Raw genomic sequence first — 26,217 nt, forward strand, 5'->3', positions numbered from 1 at the left:
CTCAGGCGCCCTCTTCGTCCGCTTCTTCGTCTTCTTCGCCTTCCTCGTCTTCTTCCTCGTCCGAGTCGTCCTCTTCGGATTCCTCGTACTCCTCGTCGGACTCGTCTTCGTCCTCTTCGTATTCGTAGTCGCCTTCGCCGAAGTCCTCGCCGTCCCAGCGGCCTTCGCCATCCGGGACGAAGGCCAGCGACTGGGCGGCACCGGCCGTCACGCGTACCAGCCAGCCGCCGAACACGCGGGCGCGCTGGGTGGTGAGCGCGTCTGCCGCGCCCTCATTGGCGAGTGTTTCCCACTGCAATGCGAATGCTGTTTCGGTCATGGCGGTCATTCTTTGGAGGAAACCTTGGGGCGCACCTGCACGTGCACTTCGGCCAACTGCGCTTCCGGCACCGGCGAAGGCGCGCCGGTCATCAGGCACTGCGCGGTGGTGGTCTTCGGGAAGGCGATGACGTCGCGAATGGATTCGGTGCCCGCCATCAGCGCGGCGATGCGGTCGATGCCGAAGGCGATGCCGCCGTGCGGCGGCGCGCCGTACTTGAGCGCGTCCAGCAGGAAGCCGAACTTGCCTTCCGCCTCCTCCGCACCGATGCCCAGCAGTTCGAACACCGCCGACTGCATCTGCGAGTTGTGGATGCGGATGGACCCGCCACCGATCTCGTTGCCATTGAGCACCATGTCGTAGCCGCGCGACACGGCGGTCCTGGCATTGGCGCGCAGGTCCTCGATCGAATCCACGGCCGGCGCGGTGAAGGGATGGTGCAGCGCCACGTAGCGGCCTTCCTCTTCGTCCCACTCGAACATCGGGAAGTCGGTGACCCACAGCGGCGCCCAGGCGTCGGCAACCAGGCCCAGGTCGCGGCCCAGCTTCAGGCGCAGCGCGCCCATGAAGTCGGAAGCCGACTTGTACGTCGCCGCACCGAAGAAAATCGCGTCGCCCGTGGTGGCGCCGGTGGCCTGGACGATGGCGGCCAGGGTGGCGTCGTCGAGGAACTTGGCGATCGGCGAGTTGAGGCCCTCGCGGCCGCGGGCCGCGTCTTCGATCTTCATCCAGGCCAGGCCCTTGGCGCCGAACTTGGCCGCGTGCGCGGCATAGTCGTCGATCTGCTTGCGCGAGAACACGCCGCCGCCGGGTGCACGCAGGGCGACCACCCGGCCGTCCTCGTGGTTGGCCCAGTCGGTGAAGACCTTGAATTCGCAGGACTTCACCAGCCCGGCGACGTCGGTCAATTCCATCGGATTGCGCAGGTCGGGCTTGTCCGAGCCGAAGCGGCGCATGGCCTCCTCGTAGGTCATGCGCGGGAAGCTTGCGGCCAGTTCCACGCCCATCACGTCACGGAACACCGCGCGGATCATGTCCTCCACGGTGTCCTGGACGTCGCGCTCGGTCACCCACGCGAACTCCATGTCGAGCTGGGTGAACTCGAGCTGGCGGTCGGCGCGCAGCGCCTCGTCGCGGAAGCAGCGCGCGATCTGGTAGTAGCGGTCGAAGCCGGCCATCATCAGGATCTGCTTGAACAGCTGCGGCGACTGCGGCAGGGCGTAGAACTCCCCGGGGTGCATGCGGGCCGGCACCAGGAAGTCGCGCGCGCCCTCGGGCGTGGCCTTGGTCAGGATCGGCGTTTCGATGTCCTGGAAGTCGCGTTCGTCGAGGTAACGGCGCAGCGCCGCGACCAGCTTGGTGCGCGTGCGCATCTTGCGCTGCATGTCGGGCGTGCGCAGGTCCAGGTAGCGGTAGCGCAGGCGGATGTCCTCGCCCGGATTCTCGTGCGCGTGGAACGGCAGCGGCTGGGCCTTGTTGAGCAGTTCGATCCTGGTGGCGACGATCTCCACCTGGCCGGTGCGGATCTTGTCGTTGACGCTCTGCCGGCGACGCACCACGCCGGTCACGCGCAGGCAGTCCTCGTAACCGACATGGGCGGCGGCGGCGACGACCCCGGCGTTGCCGGCGGTGTTCTCATCGGGTTCAGCCACGATCTGCACGATGCCCTCATGGTCGCGAAGATCGATGAAACACAGACCACCAAGGTTGCGGGCGACGTCGGCCCAGCCACAGAGGGTGACGGTCTGACCGACCAGGGCCTCGTTGATGAGGCCGCAGAAATGGGTGCGCATGAAAGCTCCGGGAAGTGCGTTCGGTCCGGCCAGAGGGGCCGGGCCAGGTTGCATCCGGCCGCTGGCCGGGAACACGGCATTTTAACGGCAGTGGCGGGTTACTGGTGCCCGGGCGTTGCCCGGGGCTGGTCCGGAACATCGACATCGACGGGGGAACCATGAAAAACCTGTACAAGCCGCTCCTGGCGGCCCTGTGCCTGATCGCCCTGGCCGCGCCCGCTGCGGCACAGGTCAGGCCGAAGGCCTACGCGCCGGAAAACCTCCACAGCCTCCCGATTCCCGACCAGGAACGGGTCATCGCCCTGGAATACGAGGAGCAGTCCGGGGGGCAGCGCATTCCCGACGATCAGATGCGCTTCTACCTCGACCAGGTGAACCGTTCGAACTGGGGCTTCAGCCGGATCAAGACCGACATCGCCCAGTCTCTGGGTGGCGTCGAGGGATCGGACCCCGGCGCGTCCATGCGCTGCGAAAGCACCGACAACCGCCGCCGCACCTGCACCACGCCCTGGCGCGGCCGTTCCCGCCTGGTCAGCCAGCTGTCGGGCTCCTCCTGCATCGAGAACCGCAGCTGGACCGCGGGCTATGGCGAAGTGACCGTCTGGAACGGCTGCCGCGCGCAGTTCGCCGAAGCCTGGAGCGACGGCGGCGGCGACGGCGGCTTCGACCCCCGGCTCGGTCCAGCCGATCCGCTGCGAGAGCGACAGCAGCCGCACGCGCACCTGCCGGACGCCATGGCCGGGGCCCTCGCGGGTCAGCCGGCAGATGTCGGACACCCAGTGCATCGATGGCCGCACCTACGATTCGCGCGACGGCGAAGTGGAGGTCTGGGGTGGCTGCCGTGCGGAGTTCCTGCCGCGCTGGAATGACGGCACCGATCCGGGCGCCGGCGGCACGATCCGCTGCGAAAGCACCAACAACCGGGCCCGTACCTGCGACGTCCCCTGGCGGGGCGCGAGCCGGGTGGTCCGCCAGCTGTCGGGCACGCCCTGCACCCAGGGGTATTCCTGGGAATCCAGCAATGGCCGGATCACCGTGATGCGCGGCTGCCGCGCCGAGTTCGCCTCCGGCGGCTCCAGCTGGCCGAACAACGCGCGCTCGGTCACCTGTTCCAGCGACAACGGCCAACGCACCTCGTGCCACTGGCCGCCGGGCCAGGGCCAGCCACGGGTCCTGCAGCAGCTTTCACGCGAACCCTGCATCGAGGGCAGGAGCTGGGGCATGGAAAGCCACAACACGATCTGGGTCAGCCGGGGCTGCCGCGCGCGGTTCGGCGACTGACCTCACGGCAGGTTCCAGAAATGAAGACGGCGGCTCCGGGAGGGGCCGCCGTTTTGTTTTCGGGCCTGGATCCGCCTGCCCCCGCGGGAGTTCAGGTCGCCGGCTTGCTGGGCGTGCTGGGCGCCGCCGGCGCGGGAGCCGGGTCGGCCTTCTTTTCGGCCAGCTTGGTGTCGGTCTTGGCATCGGGGGACGGGGTTGCACCGCCCTCCCCGGCCAGGTTGCGCTTCTTGTCGCCGTCCTTCTTGAAATCGGTCTCGTACCAGCCGCCACCGGCCAGGCGGAACTGCGGAGCGGTCAGCTGGCGCCGGATCTGCGGCTCACTGCAGGCGGGGCAGTCGGTCGGGTCAGGATCGGACAGCCGCTGCAGGCGGTCGAACCGGTGGCCGCAGTGGGCGCATTCGAAGGCGTAGATCGGCATGGGATGCGGTGTGGCCAGCGGCCTGGGGAAACGGAGCGCACAGGATGGGGGCCTGGCGCGGGGAATCAAGCGTTTTCGCTTCCTGGACCCCCGCGTCTACCGGAAAACCGCCTGGGCCTTCCGGACCGGCGGGGCGCCCGCTCACGCCGCGTCGTACAGCCCCAGCAGGCTCTCCTCGGCCTTGGCCAGGTCGGCGACCAGCGCGTCGCGCTGGCGGGAAAGCTCGGTGGCGTTGGTGCCGCCGTCGGCGTAGACGTCCGGGTCGGCCAGATCCATGTCGATGGCGTGTAGTTTCGACTCCAGTTCGGCCACCAGGGCCTCGGCCTGCGCGAGCTTGTGCGCGTTGGCCTTCTTCCTGGGCCCGGCGGGTGCGGGGGCGGCCGCGGCGGCGGGCGCGAGGGCCGGCGCCTTGGCCCCGGCCTTGGGCCGTGCCTCGGCGGTATCGCGCTGGCGCAGCCAGATCGCGTAGGCGTCCAGGTCGCCGTCGAAGGGCTGCGCCACGCCGTCGGCCACGCGCCAGAACGTTTCGCAGACCAGGCCGATCAGGTGGCGGTCGTGCGATACCAGCACGATCGCGCCATCGAAGGTCGCCAGCGCTTCGGCCAGCGCCTCGCGCATGTCCAGGTCGAGGTGGTTGGTCGGCTCGTCCAGCAGCAGCACGTTCGGCTGGCGCCAGGCGATCAGGGCCAGCGCCAGTCGCGCGCGTTCGCCGCCGGAGAACTTGTCGACCGACTCGAAGGCGCGATCGCCGGGGAAATTCCACTTGCCCAGGAAATCACGCAGCTGCTGCGTCGACACGCCGGGGGCGATGTCGCCCAGATGGTCGATCGGACTGGTGCCTTCGCGCAGCGACTCCACCGTGTGCTGGGCGAAGTACCCGATGCGCAGGTCCGGATGGCCGCCGCGCTCGCCGGTGAGCAACGGGATCTCGCCGACCAGCGACTTCACCAGCGTCGACTTGCCGGCGCCATTGGGACCCAGCAGCGCCACCCGGTCACCGGCCTCGAGGATGAAGCTGGTCTGGTCGAGCACCACGTGCTCGCCGTAGCCGCAGTCGGCGTGGATCAGGCGCAGCAGCGCGTGCGGCAGTTTCGCCGGCGGCGGGAATTCGATGCGCAGCGCGCGCTCGGCACGGACGGCCTCGGTGTTGGCCATCTTCGCCAGGCGCTTGACCCGCGACTGCGCCTGCTTGGCCTTGGCGGCGCTGGCGCTGAAGCGGTCGATGAAGCTCTGCAGGTGGGCGCGCTCGGCCTGTACCTTCTCGTGCGTGATCTGCTGCAGGCGCAGGTGCTCGGCGCGCTGGCGCTCGAAGGCGGTGTAGTCGCCGGTGTAGAGCTTGGCCTTGCCGTCGTGCAGGTGCAGCGTGTGCGTGGTGACCTCGTCGAGGAACTCACGGTCGTGCGAGATCAGCAGCAGCGTGCCGGGGTACTTGAGCAGCCACTGTTCCAGCCACAGCACGGCGTCGAGGTCGAGGTGGTTGGTGGGCTCGTCCAGCAGCAGCAGGTCGCTGGGCGTCATCAGCGCGCGCGCCAGGTTCAGGCGCACCCGCCAGCCGCCGGAGAATTCCTTCACTGCCCGCGCGTGGGTGTCGGCGGTGAAGCCCAGGCCGTGCAGCAGCTTGCCGGCCCGCGCGGTGGCGTCGTAGCCGCCCAGTTCCTCGAGCTGGTGGTGGGCCTCGGCGACCGCTTCCCAGTCCTCGCGCTCCATCGCCTCGCGCTCGGCGCGGATGACGGCGTGCACCTTCGCGTCGCCGGACAGGACGAAGTCCAGCGCGGGATCGTCCAGCGCGGGGGTCTCCTGGGCGACGCTGGCGATACGAACGCGCGCGGGCACGTCGATATCGCCCTTGTCGGCCTCGACTTCGCCCTGGATCGCCGCGAACAGCGAGGACTTGCCGGTGCCGTTGCGGCCGATGACACCCAGCCGCCAGCCGGCCTGCAGGGCCAGGTCGACGTTGGACAAAAGGAGGCGTTCGCCCCGACGCAGGGCGAAATCACGGAAGGCAATCATGGGGGAATTGTAAGCGGGCGGCGGCCACGGGCGGGACTGGATGCGCGCGTCAATCGCGCAAATGTGGCGGAAATGGCGGGCATCGTGCCGATCGGGGTGCCCGGCGGGCGCCGCCGGCCCCGCCACGGTCACGGCCGGCGCGTTAAGGTGGGCGCTCGGGACGCCCGCGCGGCGCCCCTCGCGCGCAGCCGCCGTGTCGATCCGGGGCCGCCGCATTCCGCGCCACTCCCCGGCATCCGCCATCCGCCATCCGCAAAGGAGCCCATGCACCACACCTCGCTCATCGCCATCCTCGTCGCCGGCTTCGGCCTGGCCTTCATCTTCGGCGCGATCGCGCAGCGACTGCGCATGTCGCCGCTGGTCGGCTACCTGATTGCCGGCGTGGTCGCCGGCCCGTTCACGCCCGGCTTCGTCGGCGACCCGACCCTGGCCCCCCAGCTGGCCGAGATCGGCGTGATCCTGCTGATGTTCGGCGTCGGCCTGCACTTTTCCCTGCGCGACCTGCTGGAGGTCAAGGCCATCGCCGTGCCCGGCGCGGTGATCCAGATCGCGCTCGCCACGCTGATGGGCTGGGGGCTGGCGCGCATGTTCGGCTGGACCGACGGCGCGGGCATCGTGTTCGGCATGGCGCTGTCGGTGGCCAGTACCGTGGTCGTGCTGCGCTCACTCGAGGAACGGCGCCTGCTGGACACCAACCGCGGGCGCATCGCGGTGGGCTGGCTGATCGTCGAGGACCTGGTGATGGTGATGGTGCTGGTGCTGCTTCCGGCACTGGCGGGCATGTTCAAGGGCGCCGACCTCGACGGTGTGGCCATTGGCACGGCGCTGATCAAGACGCTGTTCAAGGTCGGCGCGTTCGTCGCGCTCATGCTGCTGGTCGGACGCCGGGTGGTGCCCTGGCTGCTGGAGCGGGTCGCAGGGACCGGCTCACGCGAACTGTTCACCCTGTGCGTGCTGGCCATCGCACTGGGCGTGGCCTTCGGATCGGCCGAACTGTTCGGCGTGTCCTTCGCTCTGGGGGCCTTCTTCGCCGGCCTGCTGCTGAACGAGTCCGAGTTCAGCCATCAGGCGGCCAACGAGACGCTCCCGTTGCGCGATGCCTTCGCGGTGCTGTTCTTCGTCTCGGTGGGCATGCTGTTCAACCCCTCCATCCTGGTCGAGCGCCCGCTGCAGGTGCTGGCCACCTTCGCGATCATCGTCGTAGGTAACGGCACGATCGTCTGGGGACTGGCTCGCCTGCTCGGCAAGAACCAGAACTCGGCGCTGCTGCTGGGTACCAGCCTGGCGCAGATCGGCGAGTTCTCCTTCATCCTCGCCGGACTGGGGGTGCAGCTGAAGGTGCTGCCCCAGGAAGGGCTGGACCTGATCCTCGCCGGCGCGTTGCTGTCGATCACCTTCAACCCGCTGATGACGCGGGCGCTGGACCGTCGCCGCGCGGCGGAGACCGCGCAGGTGCAGGCCACCGCCGACGCGCTGGCCGCCGTGCCGCAGGACATCGACCGCCACGTGCTGCTGATCGGCTACGGCCGCGTGGGACGCGAACTGGCCCGCGTGCTGTCCGACCACCACGTGCCGCTGGTGGTGATCGATGACGAGGACTACCTGATCGACCGCGCCCGTGCCGACGGCATGCACGCTGTGCGCGGCAACGCCGTCAACGAAGCGGTCCTGCGCGAAGCCGCCCCCGAGCGGGCGCACATGGCCCTGCTGGCCATTCCCAACGCGCTGGAGGCCGGCCAGATCATCACCACCCTGCGCCGCGTGAACCCGACGATGAGCATCGTCGCGCGTGGCCACAGCGACGCCGAGGTCAAGCACCTGCTCGAGCACGGCGCCGACGCGGCCGTGATGGCCGAGCGCGAACTGGCGCACAGCATCGCGGAAATGGTGATGGCGACGCCCACCTACCGCGGGGCGAAACACCTGCCCCCGGCGGCGGTGTGACGGCCGGGATGTAACCCAGCGCCCTGGGCTCCTTCCCGCTTACGGGGGAAGGAGCCCGCACCGCCCGAGCGCGGCAGTCCGCCGGACTACTGCCCGCTGTACCGCAAGCTCACGAACCAGCTGCGACCGGGCTGCGGATAGAACGCGACGGTCTCGTAGTCCTTGTCGAACACGTTGTCGAGGTTGAGCTGCACCGACCAGGCCTGTGCGAACCGGTAGCCCACGCGCACGTCGGTGGTGCCGTAACCCGGAACGCGCACGAAGTTGCCCGGATCGTCGTAGCGCTCGCCGGCGCCATTGACGCTGCCGCCCACCGACCACGCACCGAAGCTGCGGTCCACGTCGATGCGTCCGCTCAGGCGCGGGCGGCGCGGCAGCAGGTTGTCGTCGCCGAAGCCGCCGCTGTCGTTGCGCGGGTCGAGCCAAGTCGCGTTGGCCTGCACGCTCCAGCCGGCCAGCGTCGTTTCGGTCGTCACTTCCACGCCGTGGATGCGTGCCTTGTCGATGTTGTTCGGCTGGCCGAACGGACGGGTCGGGGTCGGCGTCGGGTCGTAGGCGATCAGGTCGTCCACGCGCGTCTGGAACGCGTTGACCGACCAGCCGCCCCAGCCATGCTTGCCGCGCAGGCCCAGTTCCGCGCTGGCCGAGGTCTCCGGCGACAGGGCCGCGTTGCCGAAGCCGGGGAAATAGAGGTCGTTGAAGGTCGGCGCCTTGTAGGCGGTGCCGTAACTCGCCGTCAGGCGCAGCGCATCGGTGAAGTCCCACCCCCACAGCACGCTGCCGGTCGTCTCGCCACCGAACTGGGTGTCGTCGTCGCGGCGCAGGCTGGCCTGCAGGGCATGCGCGCCGAAGCGCTGCTGCCACTGCCCGAACAGGCCGCGGTTGATGCGCTGCTCGACGTCGTAGGTCGTGGTGCCGCCGACCTGGTCCTCGCGCCAGTCGAAGCCGACGCTCAGCAGGGCCTGGCCGACGCCGAAGTCGCCCTGCAGCGAACCACTGTCGCGGCGGGTGTCGAAGCGGTCGATGAACACACCGTCGTAGTAGTTGTGGCTGGTGTCCTCGCTGCGGCCGGCATTGAGGGTCACCGTGACCTGCTCGCTGGGCGTGTAGCGCACGCGGCTGCCGAGGATCTCCTGCACCACGTCCGACTCATTGGACCAGCTGCTGTCGTAATCGTTGTGGCCTTCAGCCCGCAGCGCACGCGCCTCGACGTCCCAGGCCGGGGTGAACCGGTAGCCGCCACCGAGCGACAGGGAGCTGTTGCGGTAACCGTCGCGATCGGGATCGAGGGCGAAATCGTCCCAGGGCGAGGCGGGATTGTCGCGGTAGGAATCGATGCCGCCGGTGGTTTCGTGCGCGGCGTGCACCGAGTACCAGCCACCGTGCCCGCCGGAGGCGTCGCTGCGGCCGGACACGCCTGCGCCGTAGCGCTGGGTGTCGAAATTGCCGGCACCGATGTTGACGGTCGCCTGGAAGGGGCCGTGCGGGCGACGGGTGAATATCTGGATCACGCCGCCGACGGCGTCGGCGCCGTACAGGCTCGACACGGGGCCGCGCACGATCTCCACGCGCTCGATCTGCTCGACCGGCAGGTCCTGGAAGGCCATCCCGCCACTGGTGGCCGATCCGGCGCGCACGCCGTCGATGAGCACCACCACGTGGTCGGAATCGGTGCCGCGCAGGAAGCTGGACGCCACCTTGCCCGGCCCGCCATTGGCGCCGATGGTGAGGCCCGGGACGCCCCGCAGCAGGTCCGGCAGCGACGCGGGTGCGCGGCGGTCGATGTCCTCACGGGTGATCACCGTCACCGCGGCGAGCGTCGCGTCGATGGTCTGCGCGGTGCGCGTGGCGGTGACCACGACGTCGTCGAGGTCGGTGGCCGGGTCGCTGGCCGGGTTGCCGGCCGGCTGCGCCCGCACGGTCGGGACGATGAGGGACGCGAGCGCAAGCGCCAGCAGCGAGCGCCGCGGCGTGGAAAGGAAAACGGAACGCATGGCAATACTCCTAGGCCGCGCCTGCCCGCGCGGGTATACCGGGAAAGGGACAGGCGGGGAGGGAGTGGCGAGACGGCACGCGGATGCATGGCCCCGCGACATAGCCCACCGCATGTCGGGAAAGGCCTTGGGGCCGGTCTCCGGGCTCGTGCGCGGACGCTGAAGCGCGTCCAGGAGCGGCGCCTTCCCGTGCATCGCGCACAGTGGCATTCGCCATTCCCGGGCCATCCTGGGCCCAACACCTACCGTTGCGGGGGCAGCTCCGGAATAGCCGCCCTGTCGACCAGACAGGGGGCGCACCGGATTCCCGTTTCAACCGTCGCAGCACGCGACGGTCACCTCAGGCGGCGCGAAGTCTAGCAGGCGCCACGAATTAGTTGCAGCGCCGAGGATTTCGAGCGCGCCGCAGCGCGCAGCGACAACAATGCGGCGCCGGCTGGAGCGGGCCGAGGCCGGGCACCTCACCCACCCCCCGCCCCGCCTGACCGTTCCCCCCCGACTTGCGCGTTGGAGTGGGCAGGAACCGCGCGTAGGGACAACGCCATGGCCTCGATGCAGAAGCCCCCGCTCCGGGTGCATGCCAGGCCGTCGCGCGGCAGCGGGCTCAACGGCCCCGCCGGCCGATGACGAACGATGCAGGCCCGGCCACCCGCCCACCACCCTCGATCGCGCGCGCCGGACCCGGCGCCGGCGCCCCCGATTACCGCCGCGCTGCCCGAAGCGATCGGCATCGCCACCGGCCTGAAGGGGTTCCTGCTCTGGGTGGGCGGCTCGCTGGCGGGCATCACCGCCATGCTCTATGCCTGCGGCTACCTGGTGACCCGGGCCCACATGTCGATGCTGGGCCTGTATGGCTTCGTCACCTACGACAGCGACCACTTCCTGCAGGAAGGCGCCAAGTTCCTGTTGACCATGGCCCAGGAGATGGCCGAGATCGTCGCCGTGCTGCTGGCTGTGCTCGGCCTGCTCCTGCTGGTGCCGGGCTGCCTGGCGCTTTGCGGCCGGCGACGGCGGGACGCATGGCGGGAACGCTACCGGGGCTGGCGGCAACGCAGCGCGGTCGAACATACGTGGGAACGCGGCCGCTACCTCCTCTACGGCGCCGCCTTTGTCTATCTCATCGCCAAGACGGGCTTCGTCCTCGATCTGCTGTACGCGCCGCTGGGAGTCGCCAACCTGCTCTACGACGGGGCCGCCCCCGTCTGCGCCACGTTCGACGCGACCGATTCCGCCTGTCTGCGCCAGGCGCTGCTGCGGGGGGAAGCCGACAACCTGGGCGCCGCGTTCGACGCGCAGTTGTACCTGGCACTGACCGTCGTGCTGCTCGCCTGCGTGACCTGGTGGATCGTCATGCCCTGGAAATGGCGGGCCTGGCTGATCGCGCCGTTCATCGTGTCCGTCGCCCTGTGCCTGTTGCTGCTGCCCATGGACTACGGCGTACTGCAGCGCCCGACGATCTACCCGGTACTGCGCCTCGTCCGCGAACCGCCGGTGGCGGCCACGCCCGGGCGCCTATTCCTGATCAGCAAGACCGATGGCGAATTCGTCGTCTGGGACGCGGTCGCGCACAAGGTCACATGGATACCGGCCGGCGGCATCTCCAGCGCCGAGATCGTGCAGGTGCGTGACCTGTTCGAGCCGGTGCCCGCATCGTCACAAGGAACCGACCCATGAAAACCCTCGCCGCCATCGTCGTGCTGGGCCTGTGCAATATCCTGGCCTGCGCCACCGTCTCCGCGCAGTCGCCGCCGCGACAACAGATAGGAACCCTCGCGGCCGACGGGGACAACGCCTACATCAACGGCACCCGCATCAAGAAGCGGACCAAGTACAAGATCTTCGATGGCGACACGATGGCCACCGGAGCGGACACGAGCGTCCGCCTCGATCTCACCATCGGCGGCTACGACGGCTACATCCAGCTGGACGAGGACACTGATCCCAACCTGATCGTCACGGCACGCTGCGTCGCCATGGAAATGCTGAAGGGGAAGGTGCTCGTCCATGCCAAGAACATCTGCCTGAAGTCCCCCAAGATCCAGCTGGTCACCAAAAGCCTGATCAATCTCGAGGCGAGCGACGCGGGCGACGTGCTGACGGTCATCGAAGGCAGCGTGGACCTGGAGGTGCCGATCGCCACCACGGTCGGCGCCTACTGGCGCTACACCGTCCGTGCCGATGGCACGGCCGAGGCGCAGAAGATCGACTCATACGAAGCGGAACGGACGATCGAGTGGCAGAAGCAGTACTTCCGCGGCATGCCGACCTGGCTGAAGGTGATAATCGGCTTGGTCACCGCCTACGCGGTTCACGAGATCATCGACCACAACCACAACCCGCCGTCCTCGCCACCGCCGGCGACGCCGACGCCCGTCATTCCACCCGGCAGCGATGTGACCCCACCGCCACCCCCGCCGCCCCCGCCGCCCCCGCCGCCGCCGCCGATCGGCTGATACGGAGCGACAGGCATCGCCGCGGCAACCGCAGGGCCACGCCCACGGACGTGGCCGGCCATCTCAGCCCTTGCGGAACACCAGGTGCCCGCCTTCGGCATCCACCTGCACGGTATCGCCGGCGGCGAACTCGCCGGCCAGGATCTTCGTGGCCAGAGGGTTTTCCAGCTGCTGCTGCACCGCCCGCTTGAGCGGCCGCGCACCGTACACCGGGTCGAAGCCGACGTTGCCCAGCAGCGCCAGCGCCTGGTCCGACAGCACCAGCCGCAGGCCGCGCTCGGCCAGGCGCTTGTCCAGGCCGCGCAGCTGGATCTTCGCGATCTCGCGGATCTGCGCCTTGTCCAGAGGATGGAAGACGACGATGTCGTCGAGCCGGTTGATGAACTCGGGCCGGAAGTGCGACTGGACCACGCCCATCACTGCCGCCTTCATCTGCGTGTAGGCCTCCGGTGAGCCGTCGCCGCCGGCGCTGTCGACCGCCATGTCCTGGATCATCTGCGAGCCCAGGTTGCTGGTCATGATGATCACCGTGTTGCGGAAATCGACCGTGCGGCCCTCGCCATCGGTGAGGCGGCCGTCGTCGAGCACCTGCAGCAGGATGTTGAACACGTCCGGGTGCGCCTTCTCGACTTCATCGAGCAGGATCACGCTGTACGGACGGCGGCGCACGGCCTCGGTGAGGTAACCGCCCTCCTCGTAGCCGACGTAGCCCGGGGGCGCGCCGACCAGGCGGCTGACCGCGTGCTTCTCCATGAACTCGCTCATGTCGATGCGCACCATCGCGTCGCTGGAGTCGAACAGGAACTCGGCCAGCGCCTTGGACAGCTCCGTCTTGCCCACGCCGGTGGGACCCAGGAACAGGAACGAACCCGATGGCCGATGCGGGTCGGACAGCCCCGCGCGCGAACGGCGGACGGCATCGGAGACGACCTTGATCGCCTCGGCCTGGCCCACGACGCGCGCATGCAGCTGGTCTTCCATCTTCAGCAGCTTCTCGCGTTCGCCTTCGAGCATCTTGCTGACCGGGATGCCGGTCCAGCGCGAGACCACTTCGGCGATCTCCTCTTCGGTGACCTTGTCCTGCAGCAGGGTGAAGCCCTGGGTCTCCACTTCCTGCGCCGCCTTCAGCTGCTTTTCCAGCTCCGGCAGGCGACCGTACTGGAGTTCGCTCATCGCGGCGAAGTCCTGCTTGCGCTGGGCCGCCTCCAGTTCCAGCCGGGCCTGCTCGATCTGCTCCTTGATCTTCGTCGCGCCCTGCAGGGTGGCCTTCTCGGCCTTCCAGATCTCCTCCAGGTCGTTGAACTGGCGCTCGAGCGTGGCGATCTCAACCTCGAGATCCGCCAGGCGCTGCTTGGAGGCCTCGTCCTTCTCCTTCTTCAGCGCCTCGCGCTGGATCTTGAGCTGGATCAGCCGGCGTTCCTTGCGGTCGAGTTCCTCCGGCTTGGAATCGATTTCCATGCGGATGCGCGAGGCCGCCTCGTCCATCAGATCGATGGCCTTGTCCGGCAGCTGGCGGTCGGCGATGTAGCGATGGGAGAGCGTGGCCGCGGCGACGATGGCCGGGTCGGTGATCTCCACGCCGTGGTGCACCGCGTACTTTTCCTTGAGTCCGCGCAGGATGGCGATGGTGTCCTCCACCGACGGCTCGCCCACCAGCACCTTCTGGAAGCGCCGCTCCAGCGCGGCGTCCTTCTCCACGTACTTGCGGTATTCGTCGAGCGTGGTCGCGCCGATGCAGTGCAGCTCGCCGCGCGCGAGCGCGGGCTTGAGCATGTTGCCGGCGTCCATCGCGCCCTCGGCCTTGCCGGCGCCGACCATCGTGTGCAGCTCGTCGATGAAGAGGATCACCTGGCCTTCGTTCTTGGCCAGGTCGTTGAGCACGGCCTTCAGGCGCTCCTCGAACTCGCCGCGGAACTTCGCGCCGGCGATCAGCGCGCCCATGTCCAGCGACAGCACGCGCTTGCCCCGCAGGCCTTCGGGGACCTCGCCATTGATGATGCGCTGGGCCAGCCCCTCGACGATTGCGGTCTTGCCCACGCCCGGCTCGCCGATCAGGACCGGGTTGTTCTTGGTGCGGCGCTGCAGGACCTGGATGGTGCGGCGGATCTCCTCGTCGCGGCCGATCACCGGATCGAGCTTGCCACTCTCGGCGCGCTCGGTCAGGTCGATGGTGTACTTGTCCAGCGCCTGGCGCTGGTCTTCGGCATTTTCCGACTGCACGGCCTCGCCTCCCCGGATCTTCTCGATCGCCGCCTCGATCCTCGCCTTGTTGCCACCGGCGGCCTTCAGCGCGCGGCCCACCTCGCCGCCGTCGTCAAGCGCGGCCAGCACGAACAGCTCGGTGGCGATGAAACTGTCGCCGCGCTGCTGGGCGAGCTTGTCGGTGACATTGAGCAGCCGGGCCAGGTCGTTGCCCACACTCACGTTGCCGGCCTGCCCGGTGACCTTGGGCAGCTTGTCCAACGCCTCGGACAGGCGCTCGCGCAACAGCGGCACGTTCACGCCGGACTGGGACAGCAGGGGCCGCGTGCTGCCGCCGCTCTGGTCGAGCAGCGCGGTGAGCAGGTGCGCGGGTTCGATGAGGCTGTGGTCGCGACCCACGGCCAGCGACTGGGCGTCGCTGAGGGCCTGCTGGAAGCGTGAGGTGAGCTTGTCCATTCGCATGGGCGGGATTCCCGGGAAATACCTGGCGAAGTACGGGGAAACGGCGCTGCGGCCGCGATGCTCACCAGATGCGGCCCGGGGCCGCCCGATTCAAGCGTCCACCCGATGCTTACATGCGTCTGTTCAAGATGCGTGGATGAGCGCAGACCCCGACCGCCTGCCGCCTCCGCCATCCCCCGCCCGCGACTGGGCCCTGCTGCTGGATGTGGATGGCACCCTGCTGGAATTCGCACCTCATCCGGACGGGGTGCGCGTGCCCGACGGCCTGGTGGACGACCTGGCCCGCCTTCACGCCGCGCTGGGCGGCGCCCTGGGACTGGTGAGCGGACGCCGCCTGGAAACCCTCGATGCGCTGTTCGCGCCGCTGGTGCTGCCGGCGATCGGACTGCATGGGTTGCAGCGGCGCGACGCTGGCGTCAGCGTCCACGCGGCGCCACACGAATGGGCCGTGGTCTGCGCAGGCGCGCTGGCGCTGTGCGCGAAATTCCCTGGCGCGCTGGTCGAGGACAAAGGCCTGACCCTGGCGCTGCACTGGCGCAATGCGCCCGCCGCCGAGGAGCCGCTGCGCGAATTCGCGCATTCGGCGCTCATCCAGTTGCCCGGCTACCAGCTGCAGCCCGGCCATGACGTCGTCGAACTGCGCCCGGACGGCCACGACAAGGGCGACGGCATCCTGGCGATGCTGCAGTCGCCGGCGTTCCAGGGACGCCTGCCCGTGTTCGTCGGCGACGATCTCACCGACGAGCACGGTTTCGACGCGGTCAACCTGCGGCATGGCCTGAGCGTGCGCGTGGGCCACCGCGAACCCACCGCGGCCATGTATGGGCTGCGCGACCCGGCACACGTCCGCCGCTGGCTGGCGCAGGCGGCGATGCTGCTCGGCCCGGACACACCCACCCGCCCCACCACACCGCAGCCCGGCCCGCGCGAAGCGACGGCGGACGAGCTTGCGGTGGGCGCCACCAGGGAGACGATCCGATGACGGCAACCCTCGACCTTGGCGTGGTGGGCAACGGCACCATCGCGGCACTGATCGACCGGCAGGGCCGCGTGGTGTGGGGCTGCGTGCCCGCCTTCGACGGCGACCCGGTCTTCTGCGCCCTGCTGTCTCCACGCGACCACGACGGTGGCGACTACGCCATCGAACTGGAGGGCATGACCTCGGCCGAGCAGCACTACATCGAGAACACCGCGGTGCTGCGCACGGTGTTGCGCGACGGCCAGGGCAATGCCATCGAGGTCATCGATTTCGCGCCCCGCTGGAAGTGGTTCGACCGCTTCTACCATCCGGTGATGCTGATCCGGCGCGTGCGCCCGCTGTCGGGCAGCCCGCGCATCCGCGTGCGCCTGCGCCCGCTGCGCGACTACGGCGCCGCCGTGCCGGAGACCACCTGGGGCAGCAACCACATCCGCTTCCTCATCCCGGGCTTCACGCTGCGCCTGACCAGCGACGCGCCGGTGCGGATGATCCTCGACGGCCTGCCGTTCGTGCTCGACCGCGAACTCCACCTGGTGCTGGGCGCGGACGAATCGCTCACTGAATCGGTGGCCGCCTATGTCCGCACCGCCGAGGACCGCACCATCTCCTATTGGCGCGAATGGGTGCGCAACCTCTCGATCCCGCTGGAATGGCAGGAAGCCGTGATCCGCAGCGCGATCACGCTCAAGCTGTGCCAGTACGAGGACACCGGCGCAATCGTGGCGGCGATCACCACCTCCATCCCCGAAGCCCCGCATACGGTGCGCAACTGGGACTACCGCTACTGCTGGCTGCGCGACGCCGCCTTCGTCGTGCGCGCGCTAAACCGCCTGGGCGCGACGCGCACGATGGAGGAATACCTGGGCTATCTGTTCAACCTGGCCACCTTCGAGTCCGGTGCGCTGCAACCGCTGTACAGCATCGGCTTCCAGGCCGAGCTGGCCGAGGAGGAAGTGCCGACGCTGACCGGCTACCGCGGCATGGGGCCGGTGCGGCGCGGCAACCTGGCCTGGCTGCAGCGGCAGCACGACGTCTACGGCAGCGTGGTGCTGGCCTCGACCCAGCTGTTCTTCGATCGCCGCCTCGGGCGGCCGGGCGACGCGGCGATGTTCCGGCGCCTGGAACCGGTCGGCGAGCGTGCCTTCGCGATGCACGACCAGCCCGACGCCGGACTGTGGGAGTTCCGCGGACGCGCCGAGGTCCATACCTACTCGTCGGTGATGTGCTGGGCCGCATGCGACCGCCTGGCGCGGATCGCCTGGCACCTGCAACTGCATGATCGCGCGTCCTTCTGGCGCGATCGCGCCGAGGCCATGCATGAGCACATCCTGCAGTCGTCGTTCGACCTGCGCCGCGGCCACTTCGTCGACGTGTTCGGCGGCCACCGGCTCGACGCCTCGCTGCTGCTGCTCGCCGACCTGGGCTTCGTGGCGCCGCACGACTCGCGCTTCGTCGCCACGGTGGAGGCCATCGGCCGCGAGCTCAAGCGCGGCGACGCGCTGTTCCGCTACACCGCGCCGGACGACTTCGGCACGCCGGAAACCAGCTTCACCATCTGCACCTTCTGGTACATCGACGCGCTCGCCGCGATCGGCCGCAAGGAAGAGGCGCGCGACATGTTCGAGCGCCTGCTGGCCAAGCGCAACCACCTGGGCCTGCTGTCGGAGGACCTCACCTTCGAGGACGCGCAGGCCTGGGGCAACTTCCCGCAGACCTATTCGCACGTGGGCCTGATCATCGCCGCGATGCGCTTGAGCCGTCCGTGGACGGACGCCACGTGAGGGCGCTGCAGGCACCCAAAGCCACCGCAGGGAGGGCGCGATGGGCCGCCTGGTGATGGTGTCCAACCGCGTCGCACTACCGGAGGAAGCCCGCGCCGGCGGGCTGGCCATCGCGCTCAAGGCCTCGATGGAGGAAGCCGGCGGCCTGTGGTTCGGCTGGAGCGGGAAAATCGCGGCCGAATCCGGTCAGATGCACGAACAACGGCTGGGCAACGTCCAATTCCTCACCATCGACCTGTCGAAACAGGACGCCGGCGACTACTACGACGGCTTCGCCAACCGCACGCTCTGGCCGTTGCTGCATTTCCGCATGGACCTGGTCGACTACAGCCGCGAGACCTATGCCGGTTACCTGCGCGTCAATGCGCTGTTCGCCGAGAAGCTCGCGCCGCTGCTGCGGCCCGACGACGTGGTGTGGATCCACGACTACCACCTGATCCCACTGGCGCAGCTGCTGCGCGAGCGCGGTGTGCGTTGCCGGCTGGGCTTCTTCCTGCACGTGCCGATGCCCTCCTCCGACCTGCTGGCAGCGCTGCCCGACCATCGCCGGCTGTTCGAGGGCCTGTCGGCGTACGACCTGGTGGGATTCCAGACCGAGCGCGACCTGGAGCGCTTCCAGGATTATGTGCGCCTGTTCGGGCATGGCCAGGTGATCGAGCACGGTGTGCTGGAAACCGCGCTGGGCCGCCGGCTGCGGGCCGGTGCGTTTCCGATCAGCATCGACACGGCGCATATCCGGTCGCTGGCCGAAAAAGCCGTGGGCAAGGCCAGCGTGAAGCGCCTGGCCGCGAGCCTGTCCAGGCGCTCGCTGGCCATCGGCGTGGACCGGCTGGATTACTCCAAGGGCCTGCCGGAGCGGTTCCGCGCCTTCTCCCGCTTCCTGCAGCGGCATCCGGAACTGCGCGGCCGGCTGACCTACCTGCAGATCGCACCGGTGTCCCGCGGCGACGTGCCCGAATACCGCCAGCTTCGGCAGGAACTGGAGGGGCTGGCCGGACACATCAACGGCCGGCACGCCGACGCCGACTGGACGCCGGTTCGCTACGTCAACCGCAACTACCCGCACGCCACGCTGGCCGGCTTCTACCGCCTGGCGCGGGTGGCCCTGGTGACGCCGCTGCGCGACGGCATGAACCTGGTGGCCAAGGAGTTTGTCGCCGCGCAGGACGAGGCCGATCCGGGCGTGCTGGTGCTGTCGAGTTTCGCCGGCGCGGCGCGCGAGCTCACCCACGCCCTGCAGGTCAATCCCTACGACGTCGACGGTGTGGCCGATGCCATCGCCGCGGCGTTGACCATGCCGCTGGAGGAACGGCTGGCACGCTGGCGGGTCATGATGGATTGCATCGAGAAGCACGACATCGCCGCCTGGCGGCAGGATTTCCTGGCGGCGCTGCGCTCAGCCTGAGCAGGGCCGCGCCGTAGCGGCCTACGGCAGGAAACGGTGGCGGTGCTCCGCCGTCGGCACCAGGCAGGCATCCCGGCGGCCGAACCAGCGATAGCGGTTGCGCGCCAGCACGCGGTAGAGCCGGTTGCGCAGCGGCCGGGGCAGCACGGACAGCAGGCGGGCGCACCGCCATGCACCGCCCAGCCCGCCGATCACGCGCACGATGGCGTCGGTGTCGGTCCAGGCGCGGCCATGCTCGAGCAGCAGCAGCGAGGCCGGGGCATCCGGATCCAGGCCATGCGCGTCCAGCAGCGCGCGACCCGAGCCCGACTGCATGGCGGCGAATCGATAGCGCGCCCTGCGGTCATGCCGCAACAGGAAATGCACCCAGCCGTTGCACAGCACGCAGACACCGTCGAAGACGATCACCGCGGCCGCCGGCGCGTCCGGCGCGGTCGCTCGCACGTCCGCGGCCTGAACCGGGTCGACCACGGCCACCTGACCGGCCTCAGGCGCCATCCAGCCACCCCCGGTAATGCACGAGCAGGCCGGCGAGCGGCAGGTGCGCGGCCACGTCGTAGCCGTAGCGGCCGTCGCGTTCGAACTCGCGCGCGACCACCTGGTCGAACCAGCGCGCCGGCAGCGGCACGCCCAAGGCGCGCACGCGGGCGACACGCCAGAGCAGCACGCCGTCGGCCGCATCCAGCACGAATCCGAATTCCACCAGGCCCAGGCGCTCGCACAGCAGGCCCCGCTCGGCTCGCAGCGTGGACCGCATGGCGTGGCCGGCGACGTGGCGCGTCCACTGTTCGCGCTCCGGCGCGGCATCGATGTCCACCACGATCGGGCCCCGCCCCGCCGGCGGCAGGCGCGTCGCCCATGCGCACAGGCGCGACAGCCAGCCGCGACCGCGCTCCACTTCGACTTCGCCGCGCCAGCGCTGCAGGCCCGGTCGGACGTGCAGGCGTCGCACGGTCGGCGGCAGGTTGTCGAAACGCGCGCCGAGCAGGCGCGGGAAGATCGGGGCGGCGGCTGCCGGTGTCACGCTCGCCGGAAGGTCGCGGGCCATGTCAGCGCGCCGGCGCGATCCACACCAGCGAGGCCATGCGCCCGGTGCGCTGGTCGCGGCGATGCGAATAGAAGCGCGCGGGCTCGGCGATCGTGCTCAGCCCGCCGCCATGGATGTCGGCGGCCGCCATGCCGGCCTGCGTGAGGCGGCGTCGCGCGAGGGCGTACAGGTCCACGCGCCAGTGGTCCGGGCGCGTCACGGTGAAGGCCTCGCCGGCGCTCCAGTCCCGGGAGACGAAGGCGTCGTACACCTCCACGCCGATCTCGTAGTCGCCCGGCCCGGCGGCCGGGCCCAGCCAGGCGATGACCTGGTCCGGCGGCGTGCGCATCGCGGCCAATGTCGCTTCCAGCACTCCGCCGCACAGGCCGCGCCAGCCCGCATGCGCGGCGGCCACTTCGCGGCCGTCCTTCGCTGCGAACAGCACCGGCAGGCAGTCGGCGGTAAGGATCGCCAGCACGCAGGCCGGCACGGAGGTCACCGCGGCATCGGCCTCGGGCTCCATCGACCGGCAATCCCCGTCGGCGGTGGGCGACGCGGGCGCGTCGAAGCGCACCACCTGCGTGCCGTGCACCTGCGCCAGCCAGTGCGGCGCGGCCGGCAGGCCGGCCGCTTCCCGCAGCGCGTCGCGGTTGCGGTGCACGGTGACCGCGTCGTCGCCGGAGCGCAGGCCCAGGTTGAAACGGTCGAACGGCGGCGCGGACGTGCCTGGTCCGGAACCTCCGGGCCCGGAGCGCAGGGTGGTGAACCCCCGCACGCCCGGCGGCGCAGGCCAGTCCGCATGCAGGAACGCGGCGTCCATCGGCCCTCAGCCGCGCCCGGCCGCCTTGGCGGCGGCGGTGTCGTCGTGCAGATGCTTGACCAGGTTGCGCAGGTCGTCGGGCACCGGGGCCGTGCAGCGCACGGCCTGCCCGCTCACCGGATGGGCGAACTCCAGCGTTTCGGCATGCAGCGCCTGGCGACGGAAACCGCGCAGGGCCTCGATCAGCTCCGGCGTGGCGCCGCGCGGCAGCTTGAGCGGGCCGCCGTAGAGCGGATCGCCGACGATGGGATGCTTGAGGTGCGCCATGTGCACGCGGATCTGGTGGGTGCGACCGGTTTCCAGGCGGCACTCGAGCAGCGTGTGTGCGCGGAAGCGCTCGCGCAGGCGGAAATGGGTGACCGCGTCGCGGCCATCCTCGCGCACGGCCATGCGGATGCGGTCGCGGGGATGCCGGTCGATCGGCGCGTTCGCGGTGCCGCCCGATACCAGCGCGCCCACGACCACGGCCAGGTACTGGCGATGCACCTCGCGCGAGGACAACTGCTCGATCAGCGCCGTGTGCGCAGGCAGGGTGCGCGCGACGACCATGACGCCGGAGGTGTCCTTGTCCAGGCGATGCACGATGCCGGCTCGTGGCAGCGCATTGAGCGAGGCGTCGCGGTGCAGCAGCGCATTCACCAGGGTGCCGGCCGGGTTGCCGGCGCCGGGATGCACGACCAGGCCGGCCGGCTTGTCGATGACGAACACGTGCTGGTCCTCGTACAGCACGTCCAGCGCGATGTCCTCCGGCGCGCTGTGGGTCTGGATCTCCAGCACCACGTTGACGGTGACCGTCTCGCCGCCGCGTACCGGATCGCGCGGGCGGGCGGACTGGCCATCGAGCAGGGCGTCGCCGGACTTGATCCAGGCCGAGAGGCGCGAACGCGAATAGTCGGGGAACAGGTCCGCCAGCACCGCGTCGAAACGGCGGCCGGCGCTGCTGTCGGGGACAGTCGCGGAAAGGGTGGAAGCGGGGCCGGTCATGGGGGGCGGCTCGGAGGGAAAGGAGGGCGACGCGGTGCGATGGTTCAGGGGCCGGGGCCCCAGGCTGTTATTATCCGGGTTTCGTGCCCCCTGCGTCCCACGCCATGACCCCACGCTCTTTTCGTGTCCTGCCGCTCCTGCTGCTGCTGATCGCCGTTCTCGCCGGATCCGGCTGCAAGTCGATCAAGGGAGCCTTCAAGGACAAGGACGCGGACGAGGGCCAGCCGGTGGAGACGCTCTACGACCGCGGCCACCGCTCGATGACCCGCGGCAACTGGGCCGGCGCCGAGAACACCTTCAAGCGGCTGGTCGCCCAGTACCCCTACGGCCCGTACACCGAGCAGGCGCTGATCGAAACCGCCTACGCCCAGTACAAGGCCGGCAAGCACGACGACGCGATCAGCAGCATCGACCGCTTCATCCGCACCTACCCGACCCACCGCCAGACCGCCTACATGTACTACCTGCGCGGCCTGACCGACTCCAGCCGGCAGACGGTGTTCCTGCAGAAGGTGTGGAAGCTCGACGCCTCGCGGCGCGACCTGGCCACGCCGCAGCAGGCCTTCAACGACTTCCAGATCGTCGTGGAGCGCTATCCGAACAGCCGCTACGCCGACGACGCGCGCGCCCGCATGGCCGACCTGCGCAACCTGTTCGCGCGCCACGAACTGGACGTCGCGCTGTACTACCTGCGCCGGACGGCCTACGTCGCCGCCGCCGACCGCGCCAAGCGCGTGCTCGAGGTGTATCCGCAAAGCAAGTACCAGAGCGATGCCGTGGCGACGCTCGCGGTGGCCTACACCGGCTTGGGCAACAAGGCGCTGGCCGACGACGCCCGCCGCGTCCTGCAGCAGAACGACCCTAACCACCCGTACCTGACCGGCGACGACTGGCCGGACTATCCGAGCACGCTGCGCAAGCTCAACCCCTTCGCCGGCGACAAGTCGCCGCTGGAGATGGATGACAACGACGACGACTGATCGTCGGCTGCTCGCCTGATCACCGGAACGCCGCCCCTCGGGGCGGCGTTTTCGTCTGGGCAGCGCCCTCGGGGCGGCGTTCGGATTGGACAGGGCGAACCGGGCAAAACAGCATCCCCCGCCGGGCGCGCCCATGGCCCGCCCACCGCGCACACTGGGCCCCTACCCCCAGCGTCCGCCCTCCCCCGGGAGCGCGGACAGGCCCAGGAGCCCGCGATGCACGAACCCCAGATCCTCCACTACAGCGCCTTTACCGCGGACCCGCGCGGCGGCAACCCGGCCGGCGTCGTGCTCGACGCACGCGGCCTCGATGCGGCCGCCATGCAGGCGGTCGCCGCCCGGCTGGGCTACTCCGAATCGGCGTTCCTGTCGCCGCGCGGCGACGACGAATTCGACCTGCGCTTCTACGCGCCGACCGGCGAAGTGCGCTTCTGCGGCCACGCCACGATCGCCACGGCGGCGGCCCTGGCCGAGCGCGCCGGTCCCGGCCGGCTGCGTTTCCACACCCGCGCGGGCGAGGTCCGCGTGGCCACCCGCATCGACGACGGCATCGCCGCGGCCACGCTCACCAGCGTGGAGCCGTACGTGGAATCGGAGGTCCCGGACCTGGCCACTTCGCTGGCCCACGTGCTGCGGCTGGACGCGGACGCGCTCGATCCCGGGCTGCCGACGCGCATCGCCTACGCCGGCGGACGCGAATTCATCGTCGGCGTACGCACGCGCGCGCAGCTGGCGGCGCTGGACTACGACTTCGAAGGCCTGCTGGCGTGGTGCAACACGCATGACCTGCAGGGTGGCATCGTCATCTGGCGCGAATCGGCGACGGTCTTCCATGCACGCGGCCCGTTCCCGGTGGGCGGCGTGGTCGAGGACCCGGCCACCGGTGCGGCCGCAGCCGCGCTGGGCGCCTACCTGCGCGAACTGGGCCCTGGTCGCACCGCCGGCCACGGTGACGGTGTGGCAGGGCGAGGACATGGGCCGCCCCAGCCGGCTGGTGGTCGACATCGGCCTGCAGGGCGGGATCGAGGTGACGGGTCAGGCGGTGGAGATCGTGGGCTGACCGATCGCCCCTTCCCCGCTTGCTCCTGGCCCCTTCCCCCGCTCGCGGGGGAAGGTTGGGATGGGGGAGTCACCGATCGCCGCCATCCCGACAACGCTCAAAGCAAAAGCGATCAATCGCGCCGTACTTGAGTGCAACCGCGATCGGCGCCCCCCCAACCCTCCCCCGCAGAGCGGGGGAGGGGGCTAAGCGTCACGCCCCGCCGTCGCGCACCGTGCGTCCGGCGAACTCCGGATCGGCCACGCAGGCCTCGACGCTGCCGCCGCGGGATCCATTCGCGATCACCTGTTCGCACAGCCCCGCCTTGTAGTGCTGCTTGGCGCTGCACGCGCTGCGGAAGCGCACGGCCGACTCGCGTTCCAGGCAGGGGCCCGCCGCGATGATGTCGTCGGTGCCGACCTGCGCCATGCAGTAGTCGGCCTGCCAGTGCGCCATCTCGCCGGGGATGGGGCAGTCGTCCGCGGGCGGGGAAACGTCTCGGGGGATCTGACGGCGTCGCCGCCGCCGGCATCGCGCCGCCCATGGCCGGCGCATGCGAGGTGCAGCCCGCCAGCAGCAGCGCCAACGGCAGTCCCGACAAAAGCGCCAGCAGCGACACCACGTGCCGCAACCTCATTCCCTGAACCCGTTGGTGATCGGGTAGCGGCGTTCGCGGCCGAACGCCCGGCGCGACACCTTCGGTCCGGGGGCGGCCTGATGGCGCTTCCACTCGCTGATCCGCACCAGCTTCAACACGCGCTCCACCGTGGCCCGGTCGAAGCCGGCGGCGATGATCTCCTCGCCCGACTGCTCCATGTCGACGTGGCGCAGCAGGATCGCGTCGAGCACGTCGTAGGGCGGCAGCGAGTCCTCGTCCTTCTGGTTGTCGCGCAGTTCGGCCGATGGCGGACGATCGATGACGCCGACGGGAATGACCGGCTCGCCGGCCATCGCGTTGCGCCAGCGCGCCAGGGCGTAGACCTCGGTCTTGTAGAGGTCCTTGATCGGCGCGTAGCCGCCGCACATGTCGCCGTAGATGGTCGCGTAGCCGACCGCGTACTCGCTCTTGTTGCCCGTGGTCAGCAGCAGGCCGCCGAACTTGTTGGACAGCGCCATCATCAGCGCGCCGCGGGCGCGCGACTGCAGGTTCTCCTCGGTGACATCCGGCGCGGCGCCGTCGAACACCTCCGCCAGCGCGTCGAGGTAGCCCTGGAAGGGCTTCTCGATGGGGACGGTGACCATGCGCACGCCCTGCCGGAGGCATTGCTCGCTGGCCAGGTCGTTGGACAGGTCCGCGGTGTAGCGCGAGGGCATGCGCACGGCGGTGACGTTGTCGGCGCCCAGCGCGTCCACCGCCACGGCCATCACCAGCGACGAGTCGATGCCGCCGGAGAGGCCGAGCCACACTTTGGTGAAGCCGTTCTTCGCGCAGTAGTCGCGCGTGCCGCGCACGATCGCGCGCCAGGCCAGGCCGTCGCGGCCTTCGTCGTCCTCGGCCGGCCAGGCCACCGGCGTGAAGCCGCGGGTGGCCGGGTCGAAGTCCGCGACCAGCCAGTGGTCCTCGAAGGCCTTCGCCGCCGCATGCACGCGGCCGTCGCCGTCGGCCAGCACGCTGGCGCCGTCGAACACCACCGAGTCCTGCCCGCCGACCACGTTGAGATAGGCCACCGCGACGCCGCTCTCCTGCACGCGCTGGGCCAGCAGCGCGTCGCGCTGGGCGTGCTTGTCGCGCTCGAACGGCGAGGCATTGGGCACCAGCACCAGTTCCGCGCCGGCGCGCACCGTGCTGGCCAGCGGTTCGGCGAACCACACGTCCTCGCAGATGATCAGGCCCACGCGCACGCCGTCCACGTCGAACACGCAGTCGTCGCGGTCGGGATCCACGTCGAAGTACCGCCGCTCGTCGAACACGGCGTAGTTGGGCAGCTCGCGCTTGCGGTAGGTCTGGGCGATGGCGCCGTCGCGCAGGACGCTGGCGGCGTTGTACACCACCGCGCCCGCGGCCTGCGGCCAGCCGACCACGGCGACGATGCCGCGCGCCTCGCGCGCAATGCGGGCGATGGCGGCATCGCACTGCGAAAGGAACGACGGCCGCAGCAGGAGGTCTTCCGGCGGATAGCCGCACAGGGCCAGTTCCGGGAACAGCACGATGTCGGCCCGGTGTTCGTCGCGGGCGACCGCAATCATCTGCCCGATGCGGGCGGCGTTGGCCTCGATCGCGCCCACCGGAAAGTCGAACTGCGCCAGCGCGATCCTCAGTGCCTTGGCCATCTTGCATCCGCGGTATCAGGGGGCGGCATAGTATCGCGCCCGCCGTGGCGGTACG

The 26,217-nt window shown here is 69.9% G+C and carries 21 protein-coding genes, 1 pseudogene and 1 riboswitch; of the genes and pseudogenes, 10 read left to right on the forward strand and 12 right to left on the reverse strand.

Annotated elements, in window-relative coordinates; all coding sequences use genetic code 11:
• Position 1: 1 nt before the first annotated feature.
• Together I8J32_RS00740 and aspS are read right to left on the reverse strand one after the other, a co-directional pair.
• Complete coding sequence (locus I8J32_RS00740; RefSeq protein ID WP_200614166.1) at positions 2-319, reverse strand: DNA primase; 318 nt, start codon at positions 317-319, stop codon at positions 2-4.
• Between the two features lie 5 nt (positions 320-324).
• Entirely contained in the window at positions 325-2,112 is a 1,788-nt protein-coding gene (aspS, locus tag I8J32_RS00745) for an aspartate--tRNA ligase (protein WP_200614167.1), read from the reverse strand.
• 461 nt (positions 2,113-2,573) lie between these two features.
• Here aspS and I8J32_RS17425 point away from each other — a divergent pair.
• Together I8J32_RS17425 and I8J32_RS00755 are read left to right on the forward strand one after the other, a co-directional pair.
• Positions 2,574-2,693: pseudogene (locus I8J32_RS17425) on the forward strand (DUF3011 domain-containing protein); the annotation flags it as partial.
• A 106-nt stretch (positions 2,694-2,799) separates the two neighbouring features.
• Positions 2,800-3,393: a DUF3011 domain-containing protein gene (locus I8J32_RS00755; RefSeq protein ID WP_245156460.1), complete on the forward strand. Its 594-nt coding sequence runs from the start codon at positions 2,800-2,802 to the stop codon at positions 3,391-3,393.
• 91 nt (positions 3,394-3,484) lie between these two features.
• On the opposite strand, the gene I8J32_RS00760 is transcribed toward I8J32_RS00755, so the two are convergent.
• Positions 3,485-3,811, reverse strand: a complete 327-nt coding sequence (locus I8J32_RS00760; RefSeq protein WP_200614170.1) for an FmdB family zinc ribbon protein — start codon at positions 3,809-3,811, stop codon at positions 3,485-3,487.
• 141 nt (positions 3,812-3,952) lie between these two features.
• A complete protein-coding gene (locus I8J32_RS00765; RefSeq protein WP_200614171.1) occupies positions 3,953-5,821 on the reverse strand; it encodes an ABC-F family ATP-binding cassette domain-containing protein in 1,869 nt (622 codons plus the stop codon).
• Positions 5,822-6,085: 264 nt separating this feature from the next.
• Between I8J32_RS00765 and ybaL the strand changes: the two genes are divergently transcribed.
• Positions 6,086-7,765: a YbaL family putative K(+) efflux transporter gene (gene ybaL / locus I8J32_RS00770; RefSeq protein WP_200614172.1), complete on the forward strand. Its 1,680-nt coding sequence runs from the start codon at positions 6,086-6,088 to the stop codon at positions 7,763-7,765.
• Between the two features lie 86 nt (positions 7,766-7,851).
• Here the strand turns inward: ybaL and btuB are convergent, their stop codons facing one another.
• A complete protein-coding gene (btuB, locus tag I8J32_RS00775; RefSeq protein WP_200614174.1) occupies positions 7,852-9,759 on the reverse strand; it encodes a TonB-dependent vitamin B12 receptor in 1,908 nt (635 codons plus the stop codon).
• A gap of 114 nt (positions 9,760-9,873) precedes the next feature.
• Positions 9,874-10,117: riboswitch (cobalamin riboswitch) on the reverse strand.
• Between the two features lie 275 nt (positions 10,118-10,392).
• On the opposite strand from btuB, the gene I8J32_RS00780 reads away from it, so the two are divergent.
• Positions 10,393-11,433, forward strand: a complete 1,041-nt coding sequence (locus I8J32_RS00780; RefSeq protein WP_200614176.1) for a hypothetical protein — start codon at positions 10,393-10,395, stop codon at positions 11,431-11,433.
• Positions 11,430-12,212 carry a hypothetical protein gene (locus tag I8J32_RS00785; RefSeq protein WP_200614178.1) on the forward strand — a complete coding sequence of 261 codons (783 nt, stop codon included), beginning with the start codon at positions 11,430-11,432 and terminating at the stop codon, positions 12,210-12,212. Before I8J32_RS00780 ends, I8J32_RS00785 begins: the two co-directional genes overlap by 4 nt.
• A 63-nt stretch (positions 12,213-12,275) precedes the next feature.
• Here the strand turns inward: I8J32_RS00785 and clpB are convergent, their stop codons facing one another.
• Positions 12,276-14,876: an ATP-dependent chaperone ClpB gene (gene clpB, locus I8J32_RS00790; RefSeq protein ID WP_207526710.1), complete on the reverse strand. Its 2,601-nt coding sequence runs from the start codon at positions 14,874-14,876 to the stop codon at positions 12,276-12,278.
• Between the two features lie 136 nt (positions 14,877-15,012).
• Here clpB and otsB point away from each other — a divergent pair, with 136 nt between their 5' ends.
• Genes otsB through otsA form a run of 3 tightly spaced genes read left to right on the forward strand, consistent with a single transcriptional unit; the run spans position 15,013 to position 19,041 of the window.
• Positions 15,013-15,858: a trehalose-phosphatase gene (gene otsB / locus I8J32_RS00795; protein WP_200614180.1), complete on the forward strand. Its 846-nt coding sequence runs from the start codon at positions 15,013-15,015 to the stop codon at positions 15,856-15,858.
• Positions 15,855-17,636 (forward strand): glycoside hydrolase family 15 protein, encoded by a 1,782-nt coding sequence (locus tag I8J32_RS00800; protein ID WP_200614181.1) that lies wholly within the window; start codon positions 15,855-15,857, stop codon positions 17,634-17,636. Before otsB ends, I8J32_RS00800 begins: the two co-directional genes overlap by 4 nt.
• A gap of 40 nt (positions 17,637-17,676) precedes the next feature.
• Positions 17,677-19,041 (forward strand): alpha,alpha-trehalose-phosphate synthase (UDP-forming), encoded by a 1,365-nt coding sequence (gene otsA / locus I8J32_RS00805; RefSeq protein WP_200614182.1) that lies wholly within the window; start codon positions 17,677-17,679, stop codon positions 19,039-19,041.
• A 21-nt stretch (positions 19,042-19,062) separates the two neighbouring features.
• Here otsA and I8J32_RS00810 read toward each other — a convergent pair whose 3' ends face one another.
• From I8J32_RS00810 to rluD, 4 genes are read right to left on the reverse strand one after another with little or no spacing between them, the layout of a single operon-like run.
• Positions 19,063-19,539, reverse strand: coding sequence for a thiol-disulfide oxidoreductase DCC family protein (locus I8J32_RS00810; protein ID WP_200614183.1), 477 nt, complete (start codon positions 19,537-19,539; stop codon positions 19,063-19,065).
• Positions 19,529-20,089 (reverse strand): DUF4166 domain-containing protein, encoded by a 561-nt coding sequence (locus I8J32_RS00815; protein ID WP_200614184.1) that lies wholly within the window; start codon positions 20,087-20,089, stop codon positions 19,529-19,531. Before I8J32_RS00815 ends, I8J32_RS00810 begins: the two co-directional genes overlap by 11 nt.
• Before the next feature lies 1 nt (position 20,090).
• A complete protein-coding gene (pgeF, locus tag I8J32_RS00820; RefSeq protein WP_207526711.1) occupies positions 20,091-20,888 on the reverse strand; it encodes a peptidoglycan editing factor PgeF in 798 nt (265 codons plus the stop codon).
• Between the two features lie 6 nt (positions 20,889-20,894).
• Entirely contained in the window at positions 20,895-21,872 is a 978-nt protein-coding gene (gene rluD, locus I8J32_RS00825) for a 23S rRNA pseudouridine(1911/1915/1917) synthase RluD (protein WP_207526712.1), read from the reverse strand.
• A gap of 104 nt (positions 21,873-21,976) precedes the next feature.
• On the opposite strand from rluD, the gene I8J32_RS00830 reads away from it, so the two are divergent.
• Both I8J32_RS00830 and I8J32_RS00835 read left to right on the forward strand, forming a co-directional pair.
• Positions 21,977-22,852, forward strand: a complete 876-nt coding sequence (locus tag I8J32_RS00830; protein ID WP_200614190.1) for an outer membrane protein assembly factor BamD — start codon at positions 21,977-21,979, stop codon at positions 22,850-22,852.
• 216 nt (positions 22,853-23,068) lie between these two features.
• Positions 23,069-24,043, forward strand: a complete 975-nt coding sequence (locus I8J32_RS00835; protein WP_207526713.1) for a PhzF family phenazine biosynthesis protein — start codon at positions 23,069-23,071, stop codon at positions 24,041-24,043.
• 61 nt (positions 24,044-24,104) lie between these two features.
• Here the strand turns inward: I8J32_RS00835 and I8J32_RS00840 are convergent, their stop codons facing one another.
• Both I8J32_RS00840 and I8J32_RS00845 read right to left on the reverse strand, forming a co-directional pair.
• A complete protein-coding gene (locus I8J32_RS00840) occupies positions 24,105-24,347 on the reverse strand; it encodes a hypothetical protein (protein WP_207526714.1) in 243 nt (80 codons plus the stop codon).
• Between the two features lie 177 nt (positions 24,348-24,524).
• A complete protein-coding gene (locus I8J32_RS00845) occupies positions 24,525-26,162 on the reverse strand; it encodes an NAD+ synthase (protein ID WP_207526715.1) in 1,638 nt (545 codons plus the stop codon).
• Between the last annotated feature and the right edge of the window lie 55 nt (positions 26,163-26,217).

It is taken from the genome of Lysobacter solisilvae (assembly GCF_016613535.2).
Classification (GTDB): domain Bacteria; phylum Pseudomonadota; class Gammaproteobacteria; order Xanthomonadales; family Xanthomonadaceae; genus Agrilutibacter; species Agrilutibacter solisilvae.